Genomic DNA, 17,913 nt, shown 5'->3' on the forward strand with positions numbered 1-17,913 from the left:
GAGACGTAGAAGGAAATAGTGCGGCACGCGCGGATCGACGCCATGGCGCGGGGTCTCCGCTCGGGGTGGACGTCCTGCCGCGCGCTGCGAGGTGCGGGGCGCTCCCGGCCGTTCGCACGGCGCGGTTCCCGCGGGGATCGGCGAACGCCCGGCGGCGGGAATCCTCCACGCGTACCGGGTGCGGCGCAGGGGCGACGGTGCCCCTGCGGGATATCGCACTGATCACGGCCCCAAGGCTATCGTCCTTACCCGGCCCGCCGTCATGAGCCGCTTCTGTACAAAACCCGGCGCGCAATTTTGACGGACTGCACAGAAACCCTCCTTGTCCACCCGTACCCTCCCCCCGTCCACCCGTGGCCTTCCCCGCCCGCTCCCGTACACCGCCCCGAAGCGCCCGGGAGCGGATACGGCCGCCCGGGGGACGCGCCCCGGCGGCGGGCTCTCTGCTGCCCCGGCGGCGGGTCCCTGCTCAGGCGGTGAGGGGACGCGCCCCGGTGCCGGCTCCCGTGCTCAGGCGGCCATCCGGCGCGCCTCGGCCACCGCCTCGGCGAGGCTGTCCACCACCGGGGCGCCGGTCTCCTCCAGGCTGGCCCTGCCGTGCGAGCCGCCGGTGTAGAGCACCGCCCGCACCCCGGCGTGCGCCGCGGCGACCGCGTCGTCGGCGGCGTCACCGATGACCACGGTGCGCTCCGGTGCTATGCCGCCGCCGAGCGCGGCCAGGTGGCGGACCATGTGCTCCGCCTTGCTGCCGCCGGAGGGGCCGGTGCGGCCCTGGACGCGGACGAAGTGCGAGGCGATGCCGAAGCCGCGCACCAGCGGCACCAGTTCGTCGTGCCCGTACATGCTGAGGATCGACTGGCTGTGCCCCGCCGCGGACCACTGGCCGAGCAGCTCCTCCACCCCTTCGGCGAGGGCGCAGGCCGCCCGCCGGTCGGTGTAGTGCCGGTGGAAGACGCCGTCCATGCTCTGCCACTCGGCCTCGGTGGGCAGCCGGCCCATGATCCGCTCGTAGAAACGGGGGATGGGCACGCAGTACAGCTCGCGGTACTGCGCGACGGTCACCGGGTCTATCCCGGCGGAGGCGAAGGCCGCGTTGGTCGCGCCCACCACGGCCTCGATGTCGTGGAACAGGGTGCCGTTCCAGTCCCAGACGATGTGCCCTGCCGCTGCCTGCTTCATCCCCATGCCTCGCAACCTACCCGGGCCCACCGACAACGCCCCGCCCGCCGTCCGTGGCCTCGCTCACGGCGGGCCGGGCAGCGGCGGCCGCGCCGGTCAGATCAGGTTCGGGATCTCCTGCGTCGCGTACCAGAGGAGCTCGTGGTCCTCGGCGCCGTCCACGGTGAACTGCGCGTCGTCGTCGCCCACGTCCGCCGCCCCGACCGCGTCCGCGGCGGCCCGTACGTCGGCCTCCGCCTCCTCGGAGTCGACGTGCACGGCGGCGGCCTTGGCCAGCGGAACCGGCCGCGCCAGGCGCACCTCGCCCAGCGAGGAGGGGTCGAGCCCGAGGTCCGGGTCGGCCTGCGCCTCGCCGTCCGGCACGTCGACCGCGACGACCACCCGGCGGCGGGCCGCGGCCGGGTCGAGCGCGAGCTGCCGCAGCGAGGCGAGGGCGGCGCGGTTGAGGGCGGCGTACTCCAGCTCCTCGATGTCGTCGGAGAGGTACCACTCGCGCAGGCCGGGGGTCACCGCGTACGCGGTCAGCGGGCCCGGTCCGAGTTCTCCGGCCTTGGCCGCCTCGGCGAGGCCGGAGAGGGTCAGGGGGACATAGACACGCATGACTGGCCGCTTTCTGCTCGTGACGCCCGTCTGGATTCGCCGGTGACGCTCCGGACTCCGCCGGTACGCGTCTGCCGGTGACGCCCCCGGGCGCTGCCTCCCGGACGGACACCCCGCCCGGCGACGGCTCCCAGAGTACGTGCGGGAGTCCCCCTTCGGGGCGGTGTCCCCGGGCCCGGAGGCGGCTCCCGCGGACACCCGGATCCCGGTCCTCACGGGCCCTGCCGCACGCCTCTCACCCTGATAGGTGAATTCTCCCGGCGCCCGCGCCACGGACACGGGGTGCTCGCCACGCCCCCGGGCCTCGGCCAGGATCCCGGCAAACGGCAGCGCCCGGACCCCCCGGGCCGACCGGACACGGGGCTCACCATGACCAACAGCAGCACGACGACCGTCCCCACGACCCGCAGCGGCACGACGACCGTCTTCACGACCCGCCACAGCACGACGACCGTCCTCACGGCCCCCAGCGGCACGACGACCGTCCGCGGCGTCGCGGTCCGCGGCGTCACAACCGCCATCGGCAGCTCGGCCGCGTCCGGCGTCGCGGCGGCACGGAGGACCGCGGCCACGACCACGGCCAGGACCACGGCCACGGCCTCGCCCACAGCGACGACCGCGCAGGGCACCGCCTCCGCCGACGCCGACGCGGCCAGCACCCCGCGAGCCCGCGAGGCCGACCTCCTCGCGCAGGCGGACGGCTTCGCCAAGGTGATGGCGAGGAACCGGCGGCGCCCCGGCAGCGGCACCCGGCCCCCCGGCAGACGCGACGGCCGCCGCCCCGGTGCCGCGCTGCCCCGGCGGCAGGCCCCGGCACCCGAGCCGCACCCCGCCGAGGCCTTCGCCGAGCGGCTGCTCGCGGTGCTCAGCGGACAGCGGCCGGTGCACTGGATGCTCCGCCACACCGCGTCCAGCGCCTACGACGAGCTGGCCTCCCTCGCCGAGCGGACGCCGCTCGGCACCTGCGGTCCGCCGCCGGTGGTGCGGGACCTCGGCTGGTGCGTCCCGCAGGAGGGCGCCATGGAGGCCTTCGCCCGGATCGCCGCCGACGGCAGGGTGCGCGCCATGGCCTACCGGCTGGAGCGGGGCCGCGATCTGCGCTGGCGCTGCACGGCCGTGGAACTGGGCGCCGTCCCCCGGCAGGGGCACGGACAGGGACACGGGCAGGGGCAGGGGCAGGGGCAGGGGCAGGGACAGGAGCGGGGGCGGCGGCACCGAGCGGAAGCCGCCGTCTGAGCGCACCCGGCAAGGGCCGCGTCCTGTACGCCAGGGAGCGGCGGGCCCCGTACGGCAAAGGGCGGCGGACATGTACCGCGAGGCAGCGGCGGGCCCCGCACGGCAAAGGGGCGGCGCACCGTACCGCGAAGCAGCGGCGAGCCCCGTACCGCGCGGGGCACCTGCGCGAAGGGACGCACCACGAACAGACCCACGGCGAGGGGACGCATCGCGAGGAGACCCACGGCGAAGGGACGCACCAAGAACAGACCCACCGCGAAGGCCCCACCGCCCCCCTGCCCGCGAAGAGTTGGGCAGCTGACCGCGAAAAGGCCGGGGCCCTCCGGAACCACGAGGGACCGGCGGCCCCCGAGGCCACCGGTCCCTGTGCGTCAGCTGTCCGGCGTCCCGGATCCGCGGTCTCTCGCCCCGCGGTCCGGGCCGCCCCGGCTCACTTCTTGCGGCGGCGGCTGCCGCCCTTCTGCTGCTGCTTGCGGCGCTCGGCGCGGGTCAGCCCGTCCGACTCGGAACGCGGCGGGGTGTCGGCGAAGTCGCCCTCGACGACACCGCCCTCACCGTCCACCGTGGGCGCGGAGAAGTGCAGGCGGTCCGGGCGCTGCGGGGCGTCCAGGCCCTTGGCGCGGATCTCCGGGCGGGCACCCGCAGGGACGGCGTCCTGCTGGGCGGGCGCCGCGTCCTCGACCGGGACCTCCTCGACCTGCTGCTCGACCTGGACCTCCAGGTTGAACAGATAGCCGACGGACTCCTCCTTGATGCCGTCCATCATGGCGCCGAACATGTCGAAGCCCTCGCGCTGGTACTCGACCAGCGGGTCCTTCTGCGCCATCGCCCGCAGGCCGATGCCCTCCTGGAGGTAGTCCATCTCGTAGAGGTGCTCGCGCCACTTGCGGTCCAGGACGGAGAGCACCACGCGGCGCTCCAGCTCCCGCATGATCTCGGAGCCGAGCTGCTCCTCGCGGGCCTCGTACTGCGCGTGGATGTCGTCCTTGATGGACTCCGAGATGAACTCGGCGGTCAGGCCCGCGCGGTCGCCGGCCTCGTCCTCCAGCTCCTCGACGGTGACCTTCACCGGGTAGAGCTGCTTGAAGGCGCCCCACAGCCGGTCCAGGTCCCACTCCTCGGCGAAGCCCTCGGCGGTCTCCGCCTGGATGTAGGCGTCGATGGTGTCGTCCATGAAGTGCTGCACCTGCTCGTGCAGGTCCTCGCCCTCCAGGACGCGGCGGCGCTCGCCGTAGATGACCTCGCGCTGCCGGTTGAGGACCTCGTCGTACTTGAGGACGTTCTTGCGGGTCTCGAAGTTCTGCTGCTCGACCTGCGACTGGGCGGAGGCGATGGCGCGGGTGACCATCTTGTTCTCGATCGGGACGTCGTCGGGGACGTTCGCCATCGCCATCACGCGCTCGACCATCTGCGCCTTGAACAGGCGCATCAGGTCGTCGCCGAGGGAGAGGTAGAACCGGGACTCGCCGGGGTCGCCCTGGCGGCCGCTGCGGCCGCGGAGCTGGTTGTCGATACGGCGCGACTCGTGCCGCTCGGTGCCGAGGACGTACAGCCCGCCGAGGTCGGTGACCTCCTCGAACTCCGCCTTCACCGACTGCTCGGCCCGCTCCAGGGCCGCGGGCAGCGCCGCCGCCCACTGCTCGGCGTGCTCCACCGGGTCCAGGCCCTGGCCGCGCAGCTCCGCCTCGGCGAGGTCGTCCGGGTTGCCGCCGAGCTTGATGTCGGTGCCTCGTCCGGCCATGTTGGTGGCGACGGTGACGGCGCCCTTGCGGCCCGCCTGGGCGACGATGGTCGCCTCCCGGTCGTGCTGCTTGGCGTTGAGGACCTCGTGCCGGATGCCGCGCTTGTTGAGCTGCTGGGAGAGGTACTCGGACTTCTCGACCGAGGTGGTGCCGACCAGGATCGGCTGGCCCTGGCCGTGCTTCTCGGCGATGTCGTCGACGACGGCGTCGAACTTGGCGACCTCGGTGCGGTAGATCAGGTCCGACTGGTCCATGCGGATCATCGGCTTGTTCGTCGGGATCGGCACGACGCCCAGCTTGTAGATCTGGTGGAACTCGGCGGCCTCGGTCATCGCCGTACCGGTCATGCCGGAGAGCTTGTCGTACAGGCGGAAGAAGTTCTGCAGGGTGATCGTGGCGAGGGTCTGGTTCTCGTCCTTGATGTCCACCCCTTCCTTCGCCTCGATCGCCTGGTGCATGCCCTCGTTGTAGCGGCGGCCCGCGAGGATACGGCCGGTGTGCTCGTCGACGATCATGACTTCGCCGTCCATGACGACGTAGTCCTTGTCCTTCTTGAACAGCTCCTTGGCCTTGATGGCGTTGTTCAGGTAGCCGACGAGCGGGGTGTTCACCGACTCGTAGAGGTTGTCGATGCCCAGCCAGTCCTCGACCTTGCCGACACCGGACTCGTGGATGGCGACGGTGCGCTTCTTCTCGTCGACCTCGTAGTCGCCGGTCTCCTCGATGCCCTTGAGCTGGTTGCCCGCCTCGCCCCGCTTCAGACGGGTGACCAGCTTGGCGAAGTCGCCGTACCACTTGGTGGCCTGGTCGGCGGGGCCGGAGATGATCAGCGGCGTACGGGCCTCGTCGACGAGGATCGAGTCGACCTCGTCGACGATCGCGAAGTTGTGGCCGCGCTGGACGAGTTCCTCCTTCGACCAGGCCATGTTGTCGCGCAGGTAGTCGAAGCCGAACTCGTTGTTGGTGCCGTAGGTGATGTCGCAGCCGTACTGCTCGCGGCGCTGCGCCGGCGTCATGTTCGCCAGGATGCAACCGACTTCCAGGCCGAGGAACTTGTGGACCCGGCCCATCATCTCCGAGTCGCGCTCGGCCAGGTAGTCGTTGACCGTGATCAGGTGGACGCCCTTGCCGGACAGCGCGTTCAGATACGCGGGCAGGGTGCCCACCAGGGTCTTGCCCTCACCGGTCTTCATCTCGGCGACATAGCCGAGGTGCAGCGCCGCGCCGCCCATCATCTGCACGTCGTAGTGCCGCTGGCCGAGCACGCGCTTGGCGGCCTCGCGGACCGTGGCGAAGGCCTCCGGGAGCAGGTCGTCGAGGGTCTCGCCCGCCTCGTAGCGCTCCTTGTACTCGTCCGTGAGGGCGCGCAGCTCGGCGTCGGAGAGGCCCGTGAAGTCCTCTTCGATGGAGTTGACCTGGTCCGCGATGCGGTGCAGCTTGCGCAGGATCTTGCCTTCGCCTGCACGCATGATCTTCGAGAGGACGGACACGGGGGGTGTTCTCCTTGCCGGTCGGGCCTGGCACGGTCGTTATTACTTCGGGCAACGGCCATCGTATGCGAGGACCCCGCCACGCCGGGAGGTCTGCCGCGACGACGACAACTGCCCACGGTACCGAGCCAACGGACGGGCGTCCCGGAAGGTGCCCGGCCCGCACGGAAAGTCACCGGGCGCTCACCCGCGGCGGCGCGCGCCCTGCCCGCACGCGCCCGGTACGCGCCGGACGCGCCCGCCCGGCGACCGGCATGCGCCCGCCCGGCGAAAAGCCTTGGCGCGCTCTTCGCACCACCCACACAATCGGCCCATGGAACCCGTCGCCCTCGCCACCGAACGCCTGCTGCTGCGCACCGTCGGTCCCGACGACACCCAGGCCGTCTACGAGGCCTGCCAGGACCCCGACATCCAGCACTGGACGACGATCCCCTCGCCCTATCTCCACGAGCACGCCGCGGGGTTCACCGGCCAGATGGTCCCCGACGGCTGGCACGACGCGTCCATGTTCACCTTCGGCGTCTTCCCGCGCGGCCGGGGCGCCGCCCACGGACCGCTCGCCGCGATGCTCGGCCTGACCAGGCGCGGCCCCGGCACCGGCGAGATCGGCTTCTGGGCCGCCCGGGAGCACCGCGGCAAGGGCTACGTCGTCGAGGCCACCCTCGCCGTCTGCCGCTGGGCCTGCACCGAGGCCAGGATCGACCGCATCGAGTGGCGCGCGGAGGTCGGCAACCACGGCTCCCGCGCCACCGCCCTGCGGGCCGGCTTCACCATGGAGGGCGTCCAGCGCGCGGGCATGGAGCACCGGGGCGCGCGCCGCGACTGCTGGGTGGGCTCCCTGCTCCCCGCCGACCTCGACCTGCCCGCCAACTCGCCCTACGTACCGGGCCCGGCCGCCTGAACCGGGCCCGCCGGAGCCCGGTCCCCGGGGCCGGCCACCCCGCCCGGGCGGCGATGTCAGTGCCGCGTTCTAGGGTGCGCTCATGACGACTGATCCGCGTCCGACGACAGAGCTGTCCGCCGACGAGGCCCGCCGCATAGCCCTGCGCGCACAAGGGCTGCTCGGCGCCCCCGACCGCCGCGGCGGCGTGCGCGGCGTGCTCCGGCACCTCGGCGCGGTGCAGCTGGACACGATCTCCGTCCTCGCCCGCTCCCACGAACTCGTCCCCTACGCCCGGCTCGGCGCCGTCGGCCGCGGCCGCGTCGAGGAGGCGTACTGGGCACCGGCCACCGAGGGCGGCCCCCGGCCGCACGCCTTCGAGTACTGGTCGCACGCCGCCTGCATCCTGCCCGTCGAGGAGTGGCCGCACTTCGCCTTCCGCCGCCGCGCCTACCGCTCCCGCCCGCACTGGAACCACGAGCTGCCGGACGGCGCCTACGAGCAGGTCATCAAGCAGCTGCGCGCCGAAGGCCCGCTCACCGCCACCGAGTTGGGCGGCGCCAAGCGCACCGGCGAGTGGTGGGACTGGTCCGCGGCCAAGGTCGCCGTCGAACGCGCCCTGATGTACGGAGAGGTGGTCTGCACCCGCCGCCACAGCTGGAAGCGCGTCTACGACCTCGCCGAACGCGCCATCCCCGAGGCGCTGCTGCACGACGAGCTCGACGACCGGGAGTGCGTGCGCCGCCTGGTGCGCCTGGCCGGCCGGTCGCTGGGCGTCGGCACCCGGGCCGATATCGCCGACTACCACCGGCTCAGGGGCGAGCAGGTCGACGCGGTGCTCGCCGACTCCGGCCTGGTCCCGGTCACGGTGGCGGGCTGGGGGCGCCCCGGCAGCGGTGCGCGCGGTGCCGGGCGCGGCCCCGCCGAGGCCTGGGCCGACCCGGAGGCGCTCGGCACCCCGGTCCGCGGCCGCCACCGCACGACCCTGCTCTCCCCCTTCGACTCCCTGGTCTGGGAACGCGCCCGCACCGAGCGGATCTTCGGCTTCACCCACCGCCTGGAGGCCTACGTCCCGCGGCCCAAGCGGATCCACGGCTACTTCGCGATGCCGGTGCTCTCCGGCGGCCGCCTCGTCGGCCGGGTGGACCCGGGGCGGGAGGGGAAGACCCTGGTCGCCAAGCAGATATCGCTGGCCGGGCCCGCCGCGGTGCCCGGCGTCGCCCAGGCGCTGGTGGAGGCCGCGAACTGGGTGGACTGCACCGCCGTACGCGTCGAGCGGCTGGCCGAGGAGGAACTGCGGGCACCGCTGACGGCGGAGGTGGCGCGGCTGCTGGGCTGAGAGCAGGGTGCCGGGGCCGGGAGCCGGTCGCGAACGCGCCCCGGCGGGCGCTCTGTTGAGCGCAGATCAGCCCTGTTCAGCGGATCTCGAGGATCTTCTCCCGCATCGCGTAGACCACGGCCTCCATCCGGGAGTGCAGCTGCAGCTTCTCCAGGATGTTGCGCACATGGTTCTTCACCGTGTTCTCGCTGATGAACAACGCCTTGGCGATGTCACGGTTGTTCATGCCGGTCGCGACGAGCTTGAGCACCTCGATCTCGCGGTCGGTGAGTTTGGGCGCGGGCACCAGACGGCGCTCGTCGGTGCGCTGGATCATCGACTTGAACTCGGTGAGCAGCTTGGAGGCCATGGAGGGACTGATCTGGGACTGCCCGTCGGCGACCGCGCGGATCGCCGTGGCCACCTCGTCGGTGGAGATCTCCTTGAGCAGATAGCCCGTGGCCCCGGCCTTGATCGCCTCGTAGAGGTCGGCCTCCTCGTCGCTTATCGTCAGCATGATGATCTTCGCGCTGGGGGCCACCTCCTTGATGGAGGTGCAGGCCTCGATACCACCGCGCTTGGGCATCCGGACGTCCATCAGCACGATGTCGGGCAGCAGGTCGGCCGCCTTGTCCACCGCCTCGGCGCCGTCCCCGGCCTCCCCCACCACGAGGATGTCCTCCTCGGCCTGGAGCACGATCTCCAGTCCCCGCCGGAAGAGCGCGTGATCGTCGACGACGAGGACCCGGATCGGCTCCTGCCCCGGTGCTCCGCCCTGCGGGCCCATGCCGACGGCACCGAGGTCGGCACCCTGCTCACGCATCGGTCCGAAGCTGTCCGCCATCGTTCCTCCCCCTGAAGGCCATGGCCCTGTCTTCCAGCGCTGCCGGGTCGAAGGCGCCAACCCGGGGCGGCAGCACCCCGGTTGGCCTGCCGGTCATGATTCCATGCCCGGCAGGCGAAACGGTGACGTCGCGAGAGCCCCGCGGGAGCACACCGGCGCCCCCGGGGCGCCAATGCGCACCCGGGGGCGCCGAAACGTGGTGGTCACCTTCTTCGCGTCAAGCGCCGATCACGCCACCGGCCGCGGACATCGAGGCGTCCGCCGTATCCGAGGTGGCCGTCACCATCTGGTCCGTGGTGAGGTGGATGACGCCGTAGTCGTAGGCGTGACGCCGGTAGACGACGCTCGGCTCCTTCGTCTCCGAGTCGACGAAGAGGTAGAAGTCGTGCCCGACGAGCTCCATCTCGTAGAGCGCCTGGTCCAGCGTCATCGGGGCGGCGATGTGGGTCTTCTCGCGGACCACGAGGGGGCCGTCGCCCTTCACTTCCAGCGAGCCCATCCGCTTGGTGGGGACGCCGTCGTCGGACTCCGGCTCGTCCTTTGCGAGGGTGCCGTCGGTGTTGAGGTGCGCCGCGTCCGGGACGTGGTCGGCAACCTCAGCCGCTGAAAGCCTGCCCGAGCCGCGGCGGGTGCGCCGCTTGTCGTGCTGCCTGCGCAGTCGCGCCTCGAGCTTCTCGGTCGCAAGGTCGAGCGCTGCGTACGGGTCGCTGGCAGCCGCCTCCGCCCGGATCACCGGACCCCGCGAGCGGAGCGTGATCTCCACACGCTCGCAGTGGTCGTGCTGGCGGGGGTTCGGCTCCTTGGACACCTCCACGTCGAGGCTGATCACCTTGGCGTCGAGCTTCTGGATCTTCTCCAGCTTCAGCTTCTCGGCCACGTGCTTGCGGAACCGCTCGGGTACTTCGGTCTTGCGGCCTTTGACGACGATGTCCACGCAGAACTCCGTTCCCGGATAGCTCCGCTACGGCGGCGGAGCATCTCCCTTTCGCACCAGGCCCCGGTGCTCCCGGAGCCTCGGACTCGGTGACTTCCACCTCCTCCTCCCCCGCGGGCAAGATCTCCACCCCACCGGACCGGGTGATTGCGAGAATCGTCGATTCCGTCGATTCACTCGGCTACCCGCGGCAGCGGTCAGGCATTCGGTTGTGTGAGGGGCAGGCCGAGATCCGCCTTGCGGCTCCGGATCCGGTACCTCCGTCATTCCTCACAACCGAACATATCTCGCCCGGAGGAAGTCGTCACCCTCTACCGGTACCTACCTCCGTTCGGGTGTCACCAGTCTCTCTCTACCTGCAACGATGCAAGTTTTCGATCAGTTCCTGTTTACTTCGAAAGCCTCGGCAGGAGCGGCGATCACCGCCGCTGAGATCCTCCTTACCCCGGCATCCGCGGACAATGCGCGTGCGGCTTCGGCCAACGAAGAACCCGTGGTCAGAAGATCGTCCACAATGATCACGCGAGCCCCCGAGCCGAACAGCCGGACCGCTCTCGCATTCACTTCCAGCGCCCCTTTCAGATTCGCCTTCCGCTGCCGGGAGTTGAGCCCCGACTGATCGGCGACCGCCCGCCGCTGCCGCAGTACGGGCACCACCCGCGCGGGCACCCCCGAGCCCCGCAGCACACGCGCGGCGGCCAGCGCGACACGGCGCGTGGGGTCGTGGCCCCGGGCGCGGGTGGAGCGGGGGGTGGAGGGGAGGGGGACGAGGAGGGTGGGGGCCCCTCCCCCCTCCCCTCCCCCTCCCCCCGCGCCGCCCCGTGCCGCCCGTACCACCCCCGCCAGGGCCGTGCCCAGCGGAGCGGCCAGCGCGAGTGCCCCGCGCTCCTTGTGCGCGAGGAGCACGGCGCGTACCGCGTCCTGGTACGGCGCGGCGGCATGCACCACCGGCAGCCCGCCCGGCGCCGGATCGGGCCGCACCCGGCGCGGCCGCCGCCCGTGCAGCGCCGCACGGCACCGCCCGCACAGCTCCGTGCGCGGTTCGCCGCACCCGGCGCAGTCGGCCGGGAGCACCAGGTCGGCGAGGTCCTGCCAGAGCCGTCGCATGGCTCTACTGTGGGGGGAGGGGCGGGAACGCGAAAGGCCTGTGGATAACTCCCGCGGTCGCCGCGTCCGCCACCGATGCCCTGGGAGTGAACCCCCTCGCAGGCATGGACGACTGTCCACAGGCAGCACCGCGCCCACCCACCGCTGACGGCACCCTCCGCTACGAGGTGGGGTCGGCCCACAGGTCGGTGCCGTGGGCCCCGATGAGAGCGCTGATGCGGGTCAGTACGTCATCGACCGGCAGCGGGTCGAGTCGGCGTCCGTCACGCAAGCGCAGTGCGACGTGATCGTCAGCGGCCTCCTTGGCGCCGATGACGGCTTGGTAGGGAACCAGGCGGGCCTCTCGGATGCGGGCGCCCAGGCTGCCGCGGTCCGGTCCCGCGATCTGGGCACGCAGTCCGAGAAGGGTGCAACGGTGGGCGAGGGCCGCGGCGTTCGGCAGTTCGGTGTCGGAGATCGGGAGGATCACCAGCTGAGTGGGGGCGAGCCAGGCGGGGAAGGCACCGCCGTGCTGTTCGATGAGATGAGCGACGGCTCGTTCCACGCTGCCGATGATGCTGCGGTGCACCATGACCGGGCGGTGCTGGGCGCCGTCCGCGCCGATGTAGTGCAGGTCGAACTGCTCGGGCTGGTGGAAGTCGACCTGGACGGTGGACAGGGTGGACTCCCGGCCGGCGCCGTCGGTGACCTGGACATCGATCTTGGGGCCGTAGAACGCGGCCTCTCCCTCGGCCGCCTCGTAGGGCAGGCCGGAGCGGTCGAGGACGTCGGTCAGCAGGGCGGTGGACCGCTGCCACTTCTCGGGTGCGGCGACGTACTTGCCGCCGGGGCCCGGGAGGGAGAGCCGGTAACGGGTCGGGGTGATGCCGAGCGCCTCGTACGCCCGGCGGATCATCTCCAGGGCCGCCTGCGCCTCCCGGGCGACCTGGTCCAGGGTGCAGAAGATGTGCGCGTCGTTGAGCTGGATGGCCCGCACCCGGGTCAGTCCGCCGAGCACGCCCGAGAGTTCGGAGCGGTACATGCCGCCCAGTTCGGCCATCCGCAGGGGCAGTTCGCGGTAGCTGTGGGAGCGGGAGCGGTAGATCACCGCGTGATGGGGGCACAGGCTCGGCCGCAGGACGACCTGCTCTCCGCCGAGGTCCATCGGGGGGAACATGTCGTCGCTGTAGTGCGCCCAGTGCCCCGACATCTCGTACAGCTCCCGCTTGCCGAGTACCGGTGAGTACACGTGCTGGTAGCCCGCCCGCCGCTCGGCGGCACGGATGTACTCCTCCAGGGTGTGCCGCACGGCCGCGCCGTCGGGCAGCCAGTACGGCAGGCCTGCGCCGATCAGCGGATCGGTGTCGAACAGACCCAGTTCACGGCCGAGCTTGCGGTGGTCGTGCACGGTGGTCATCGCGGTCTCCTCGCTGGGTGCGGAGCGAGTGACCGGGCCTACGACGAAGCCCCGGGGCACTCGCCCCGGGGCTTCGGATCAGATCATCTGTCAGCGCGCCGGGACACTCTCCGGCGTCGTCGTCATGGCAGCGCGCTTCATGTCGCGGACGTTAGCAGGATGCACCGCGGTCCACGCGGTCGATTCCTCGGTCAGGAGATCCGCCGGACAGCCCCCGGAGGAGAGCGGCCCTACCTGGCGACAGCCCCGACAGCCCCGACCAGGGCTACCCCGGATAGACCGGCGCCGTCCCCTCGCCCACCACCGTCTGCCAGGGGGCGCCCGGCGGCAGGCGGACGATTCCGTCGTCGGAGTGGGCGATCAGCGGGAGGCGTTCGTCCTCGGCGGCGGCGATCTCCTCGGCTCCGGTCAGGCCGGGCAGGACGCCGCCGGCCGGGGCGGAGCCGTCGCACTGCACGTACCGGATCTGCTGGACGCCGCCCTCCTCGCGCCCGACGACCACGAGCCTGCTGCCGCCGGCCCAGGACATCGCGGTGACGTCCTCCATCTGCGGTGCGGCGGTGCGGAGTTGGTGCACGCTGATGCGGGCGGGGCCGTTCTCGCCGGGGGTGCGCTGGACGCGGCCGACCCGCAGGGACTTCTTGCCCCCGTCCGCCACGAGGAGGGCGATGCGCACCCCGTCGGCCGCCACCCGTACGGCCTGGATGCGGCCCTTGCCGAGTCCGGCGACGGCCACCGGCTTCGGCGTGCCCGCACCGTCCTTGAGGAGGTACAGCTGCGGGTCCAGCGGGTCGCGGTCGGCCACCCACAGATCGCCCCGGCCGTCCCAGCTCGGCGCGGTGAGCCGGTTGTCCTCCGCCTTGGCGCTGCTGCTGATCACCGGCTCGCCCAGTTCGGCGCCCTGGACCAGCGAACTCACGTACAGGGAGCGCCCGTCGAGCGAGACCCCCGCGGCCTTGTCCTCCTCGCGGGAGACGGCGGCACCGCGCAGCTTGCGCCCGCCCTCGCCGAAGGCGCCGGGTACGGGCTCGGCCTTGTGGCCGGTGGAGGTGCCGAAGAGCCGGACGAGGCGGCGCTGCCCGTCCAGGAAGTACTGGTAGCGGGCCTGTCCCGCGGTGCGGTGCGGGGCCGCGGCCTCGGCGTCGTCCTCGCGCAGCGGGGGGCAGAGCTGGCGGCCGTCGGAGCGCAGGAGCTTGACCTCCTCGATCCCGGCGGGCGTCAAGTCCTCAAGGGTGTACAGGATCTGCGTGGCCATCAGCTTGCAGCGGCGCAGGTCGACCCGGTCCGCCTGCCGGGTCAGCGGGACGGTGAGGGTGTTCTGGTCGTCCGGGGCGAGCCCCTTGGTGCCCGCGGCGAGCCGGGTGCCCTTGGGGAAGAGCGAGGTGACGGCCGGGTCCAGCCACTCGGTGGGCCCTTCGAGCAGCGAGCGCACGGTCTGCGTGAGCGGGTCTATTCGCTCCCGTACGTAGACGGGGTCGGCGACGACATCGCCCTGCCCGCCGTCGCTGGGCACCGTATCGGCCGCGTAGTAGTACTTGCTGACGGAGCGGTAGATGCGCTGGAAGTCGGACTCGCCGAGGACGACTCCGCTCGGCGGCCGGTCTATTCGCCACTCGGGGCCGCCCTCCACGTCCGGGTCCATGGACAGGTGCACGGGCTCGGAGTAGGTGGACTTGCGGGGCGTGTAGGCGCGCCGGCCGTCGACCTTGGCGACCTCGCGGCCGGTGAGCAGCCAGTTCCGGCCCGGCTGGCCGTCCTGGGTCGAGCCCCGGTCGGTGGCCTCGGTGCTGGGCCCGTCGGCGAGCACCGTGGTGGAGCTCTCGGGGTGCCAGTTCCGCGAGGCCTCGCGCGTGAGGTACTTGCGCGCCATCTCGAACTGCGGGTCGTCGCTGGTCAGGGCCTCGAGAAAGCCCTGGATGATCTCGTCGGGGGTGGCCTTCTGCGGCGGCGGCATCGCGAAGACGCGGACCTGGGCGTCGGGGCGCTGCGAGGGTTCGACGCCCCGTACGTCGCCGGTGTCGGGCATGGAGGCGCAGCCCGCGAGGAGGGCGCCGGAGCAGCCGAGCACCAGGGCGGTGCGCAGCGGGCGGCCGGTGCGGCGCCGGGAGCGGTCATCGGCCACGTCGGGTCTCCTCGTCGGCGCCCCGGCCGCCGCGGCTGTCGCGGTCCCGGGGGTCGCCGGTCGGGGCGGGCTTGGGGGAACGGGAAGGTGTACCGGGGGTGGACTCGGTGGCGGGGGCGGCCGAGTCGGGGGTCCCCGGTTCCGGCTGCGCGGGCGCGCCCGTGGCCGGTGCCGGGCGCCCTTCCGCCCCCGTAGGGGCCGTCTCCCTCTTCGCCGTCCCCTCCCCGGTGACGACCGCCGTCGCGCCTGTGCCCGAGCCCCCGACCGGGGTCAGCGAGCGGGCGAGCGGGGAGACGGGGTGGCCCTGTGCCTCGCGCGACACCGTGACGGGGCTGCGCTCGGGAACCGTCACGGCGCGTTCCGCACCGCCGGGGGGCAGCCCGGCCTTCCGCAGCTCGCGGTTGTGGCGGGAGTCGTCGGGTTCCAGGGGGATCGGGGAGCCCCGCAGCGGCTCGTCGGCCGTACGCGGCAGGGTGAGCCGGAACTGCGAGCCGCCGCCCGGTTCGCCCCAGGCCTGGAGCCAGCCGCCGTGCAGCCGGGCGTCCTCCAGGGCGATGGACAGCCCGAGGCCGGTGCCGCCGGTGGTGCGGGCGCGGGCCGGGTCGGCGCGCCAGAAGCGGCTGAAGACGCGGCTCGCCTCGCCCGGTTTGAGGCCCACGCCGTAGTCGCGTACCGCGACCGCGACGGCGCCGCCCGCCGCGGCGAGGCGCACCACGACGTCCTTGCCCTCGCCGTGCTCGACGGCGTTGACGACGAGGTTGCGCAGCACCCGCTCGACGCGCCGCCCGTCGGCCTCGGCGACCACCGGCTGCTGGTCCCCGAGGATCCGCACCCGGCTGCCCTTGCGGTCCGCGAGCGGCTGGGCGCCGCCGACCACGCGCCGTACGACCTCCCTGAGGTCTATCGGCTCCGCCTCCAGGGCCGCCGCGCCCGCGTCGAAGCGGCTGATCTCCAGGAGGTCGGCGAGCAGCGACTCGAAGCGGTCGAGCTGGTCGGCGAGGAGTTCCGCGGAGCGGGCGGTGATCGGGTCGAAGTCCTCGCGGGCCTCGTGGATGACATCGGCGGCCATCCGTACCGTCGTCAGCGGGGTGCGCAGTTCGTGCGAGACGTCGGAGACGAAGCGGCGCTGCATCCGGGAGAGGTCCTCCAGCTGCTGGATCTTGAGCTGGAGGTTCTGCGCCATCTTGTTGAAGGCCTCGCCGAGGCGGGCGATGTCGTCCTCGCCGGTGACCTTCATCCGCTCCTGCAGGCGCCCCGCGGAGAGCCGCTCGGCGATGCCCGCGGCCATCCGTACGGGGGTGACGACCTGGCGCACCACGAGCCAGGCGATGGCGCCGAGCAGCACCACCACGAAGAGCCCGGCGGTGGCCAGGGTGCCCTTGACCAGGCTGAGCGACTTCTCCTCCTGGGTGAGCGGGAAGAGGTAGTACAGCTGGTACGGCTCGCTGTCGGGGCCGTTGAGCTGCTTGCCGATGACCAGTCCGGGCTGGGGTGCCTGGCCGTCCCCGTAGACGATGCGGGTGTAGCTCTGGAAGGTCGTGCCGCGGCGGACGTTGTCGCGCAGCTCCTCGGGGACGCTGGAGATGGGGTCGACGCCGCCGGAGGCGCGCGGGCCGCGGACGCTGCCGGTGTCGCCCTCGGCGGTGGGGCTGAGGGTGACGACGTCGAAGGCGCTCTGGCCGCCGCTGGACAGCTGCTCGACGAGGTCGTTCATCCAGACCGCCGGGTTCTGGCCCGGCTGCCCGTCCGGGTCCGCGCCCTCGGGCGCCTGGCCGGAGCTGGCCGAGTCGGCGCGGTCCTTCGCGGCGCGGAAGCCGCCGTCCGCCTGGCCCTGGGAGGCCTTCACCTTGGCGTCGAGGAGGCCGTTGCGGACCTGCCCGATGACGACGAAGCCGAGCAGCAGCACCACGCCGAGCGACATCAGCAGGGTGGTGGCGACGACCTTCAGCTGGATGTTGCGCCGCCACAGCCGCAGCGCGGGCAGCAGCGGACGCCGTACCCACCGCGTGAAAAGCCGCAGTACGGGGCTGCCCTGCACCCCGCCCTGGAGCATCAGACCGGTGTCCAGGAACCGCCCGAGCGAGGGCGCCGCGGCCTTCATCCCCTTCCTGGCCTTGGCGGACCGGCCGGGGCGGGCCGCCGCCGGGCCCTTGGGGGGTGCGCCGGGAGCGTGCGGGGCGGGGGCGGGTGCGTCGGCGTGCGCGCCGGAGGGCGCCGGGGCGGTGGCGCCCCCGGAGCCGGGCGCGGGAGGTACGGGTGGTGCGGGTGTGACGGGGCGGTCCGGGTGCCCCCGGCCGACAGGCCGCTCGGCGTGGGCGCCCGACGCCCCGCCCGCCGCAGCGGCACTGTCGTCCGGGTTCATCTCAGCTCGGTCCCGCCTTGTATCCGACTCCGCGGACCGTCACCACGATCTCGGGCCGCTCGGGGTCCTTCTCGACCTTGGAGCGCAGCCGCTGTACGTGCACGTTGACCAGCCTGGTGTCCGCCGCGTGCCGGTAGCCCCACACCTGCTCGAGAAGGACCTCCCGGGTGAACACCTGCCACGGCTTGCGGGCAAGCGCGACCAGGAGGTCGAACTCCAGCGGGGTGAGCGCGATCGACTGCCCGTCCCGCTTCACCGAGTGGCCGGCCACGTCGATGACGAGGTCACCGATGGTCAGCTGCTCGGGGGCGGGCTCCTCGGAGCGCCGCAGCCGCGCACGGATGCGGGCCACCAGCTCCTTGGGCTTGAACGGCTTCACGATGTAGTCGTCGGCCCCGGACTCCAGGCCGACCACCACGTCCACGGTGTCGCTCTTGGCGGTGAGCATCACGATCGGCACCCCGGACTCGGCCCGGATCAGCCTGCAGACCTCGATGCCGTCCCGTCCGGGAAGCATCAGGTCGAGCAGGACCAGATCGGGCTTGGTCTCCCGGAATGCCGCCAGCGCCTTGTCGCCGTCCGCGACGAAAGACGGCTCGAAACCCTCACCACGCAGCACAATGCCGAGCATCTCGGCCAGTGCGGTGTCGTCGTCGACGACAAGGACTCGTCCCTTCATGAATGACATCATCCCATTAGCGAA

Annotated in this window: 13 protein-coding genes; 3 read left to right on the forward strand and 10 right to left on the reverse strand. The window is 72.5% G+C overall.

Annotated features, from left to right (window positions below):
• Positions 1-510: 510 nt before the first annotated feature.
• Both MID12_RS10715 and MID12_RS10720 read right to left on the reverse strand, forming a co-directional pair.
• Positions 511-1,185: an HAD family hydrolase gene (locus tag MID12_RS10715; protein WP_107071304.1), complete on the reverse strand. Its 675-nt coding sequence runs from the start codon at positions 1,183-1,185 to the stop codon at positions 511-513.
• Positions 1,186-1,275: 90 nt separating this feature from the next.
• Complete coding sequence (locus MID12_RS10720) at positions 1,276-1,779, reverse strand: DUF6912 family protein (protein WP_263166464.1); 504 nt, start codon at positions 1,777-1,779, stop codon at positions 1,276-1,278.
• Positions 1,780-2,148: 369 nt separating this feature from the next.
• Here MID12_RS10720 and MID12_RS10725 point away from each other — a divergent pair, with 369 nt between their 5' ends.
• The gene (locus tag MID12_RS10725; protein WP_263166466.1) at positions 2,149-3,015 is read left to right on the forward strand and encodes an Rv3235 family protein; all 867 of its coding nucleotides are present in this window, start codon (positions 2,149-2,151) and stop codon (positions 3,013-3,015) included.
• Positions 3,016-3,445: 430 nt separating this feature from the next.
• Here MID12_RS10725 and secA read toward each other — a convergent pair whose 3' ends face one another.
• Positions 3,446-6,247, reverse strand: coding sequence for a preprotein translocase subunit SecA (gene secA / locus MID12_RS10730; protein ID WP_040249339.1), 2,802 nt, complete (start codon positions 6,245-6,247; stop codon positions 3,446-3,448).
• A gap of 313 nt (positions 6,248-6,560) precedes the next feature.
• Between secA and MID12_RS10735 the strand changes: the two genes are divergently transcribed.
• Positions 6,561-7,148 (forward strand): GNAT family N-acetyltransferase, encoded by a 588-nt coding sequence (locus MID12_RS10735; protein ID WP_040249341.1) that lies wholly within the window; start codon positions 6,561-6,563, stop codon positions 7,146-7,148.
• A gap of 82 nt (positions 7,149-7,230) precedes the next feature.
• Positions 7,231-8,466, forward strand: coding sequence for a winged helix-turn-helix domain-containing protein (locus MID12_RS10740; protein WP_263166471.1), 1,236 nt, complete (start codon positions 7,231-7,233; stop codon positions 8,464-8,466).
• 76 nt (positions 8,467-8,542) lie between these two features.
• On the opposite strand, the gene MID12_RS10745 is transcribed toward MID12_RS10740, so the two are convergent.
• The 7 genes from MID12_RS10745 to mtrA form a co-directional block, all read right to left on the reverse strand.
• Positions 8,543-9,289 carry a response regulator gene (locus tag MID12_RS10745; protein ID WP_040249345.1) on the reverse strand — a complete coding sequence of 249 codons (747 nt, stop codon included), beginning with the start codon at positions 9,287-9,289 and terminating at the stop codon, positions 8,543-8,545.
• A gap of 217 nt (positions 9,290-9,506) precedes the next feature.
• The gene (hpf, locus tag MID12_RS10750) at positions 9,507-10,223 is read right to left on the reverse strand and encodes a ribosome hibernation-promoting factor, HPF/YfiA family (protein WP_040249347.1); all 717 of its coding nucleotides are present in this window, start codon (positions 10,221-10,223) and stop codon (positions 9,507-9,509) included.
• 378 nt (positions 10,224-10,601) lie between these two features.
• On the reverse strand, positions 10,602-10,880 hold the full coding sequence (locus MID12_RS32265) for a ComF family protein (protein ID WP_317633371.1): 279 nt from the start codon (positions 10,878-10,880) through the stop codon (positions 10,602-10,604).
• A gap of 610 nt (positions 10,881-11,490) precedes the next feature.
• A complete protein-coding gene (thrS, locus tag MID12_RS10760; RefSeq protein ID WP_263173051.1) occupies positions 11,491-12,717 on the reverse strand; it encodes a threonine--tRNA ligase in 1,227 nt (408 codons plus the stop codon).
• 274 nt (positions 12,718-12,991) lie between these two features.
• Positions 12,992-14,848: an LpqB family beta-propeller domain-containing protein gene (locus MID12_RS10765; RefSeq protein ID WP_411576938.1), complete on the reverse strand. Its 1,857-nt coding sequence runs from the start codon at positions 14,846-14,848 to the stop codon at positions 12,992-12,994.
• A complete protein-coding gene (gene mtrB / locus MID12_RS10770) occupies positions 14,838-16,949 on the reverse strand; it encodes an MtrAB system histidine kinase MtrB (RefSeq protein WP_263166475.1) in 2,112 nt (703 codons plus the stop codon). Before mtrB ends, MID12_RS10765 begins: the two co-directional genes overlap by 11 nt.
• Before the next feature lie 262 nt (positions 16,950-17,211).
• On the reverse strand, positions 17,212-17,901 hold the full coding sequence (gene mtrA, locus MID12_RS10775; RefSeq protein WP_191870552.1) for a two-component system response regulator MtrA: 690 nt from the start codon (positions 17,899-17,901) through the stop codon (positions 17,212-17,214).
• Positions 17,902-17,913 lie beyond the last annotated feature (12 nt).

Source organism: Streptomyces sp. SCSIO ZS0520 (assembly GCF_025643355.1).
In the GTDB taxonomy this organism is placed as follows: Bacteria; Actinomycetota; Actinomycetes; order Streptomycetales; family Streptomycetaceae; genus Streptomyces; species Streptomyces physcomitrii.

Excerpts from the sequence above, each read along its gene's own strand:
- mtrB (WP_263166475.1), bottom strand. The coding sequence starts at position 16,949 with ATGAAGGCCGCGGCGCCCTCGCTCGGGCGGTTCCTGGACACCGGTCTG.
- MID12_RS10720 (WP_263166464.1), bottom strand. The coding sequence starts at position 1,779 with ATGCGTGTCTATGTCCCCCTGACCCTCTCCGGCCTCGCCGAGGCGGCC.
- MID12_RS10735 (WP_040249341.1), top strand. The coding sequence starts at position 6,561 with ATGGAACCCGTCGCCCTCGCCACCGAACGCCTGCTGCTGCGCACCGTC.
- MID12_RS10725 (WP_263166466.1), top strand. The coding sequence starts at position 2,149 with ATGACCAACAGCAGCACGACGACCGTCCCCACGACCCGCAGCGGCACG.
- MID12_RS10745 (WP_040249345.1), bottom strand. The coding sequence starts at position 9,289 with ATGGCGGACAGCTTCGGACCGATGCGTGAGCAGGGTGCCGACCTCGGT.
- mtrA (WP_191870552.1), bottom strand. The coding sequence starts at position 17,901 with ATGATGTCATTCATGAAGGGACGAGTCCTTGTCGTCGACGACGACACC.
- MID12_RS10740 (WP_263166471.1), top strand. The coding sequence starts at position 7,231 with ATGACGACTGATCCGCGTCCGACGACAGAGCTGTCCGCCGACGAGGCC.
- MID12_RS10715 (WP_107071304.1), bottom strand. The coding sequence starts at position 1,185 with ATGGGGATGAAGCAGGCAGCGGCAGGGCACATCGTCTGGGACTGGAAC.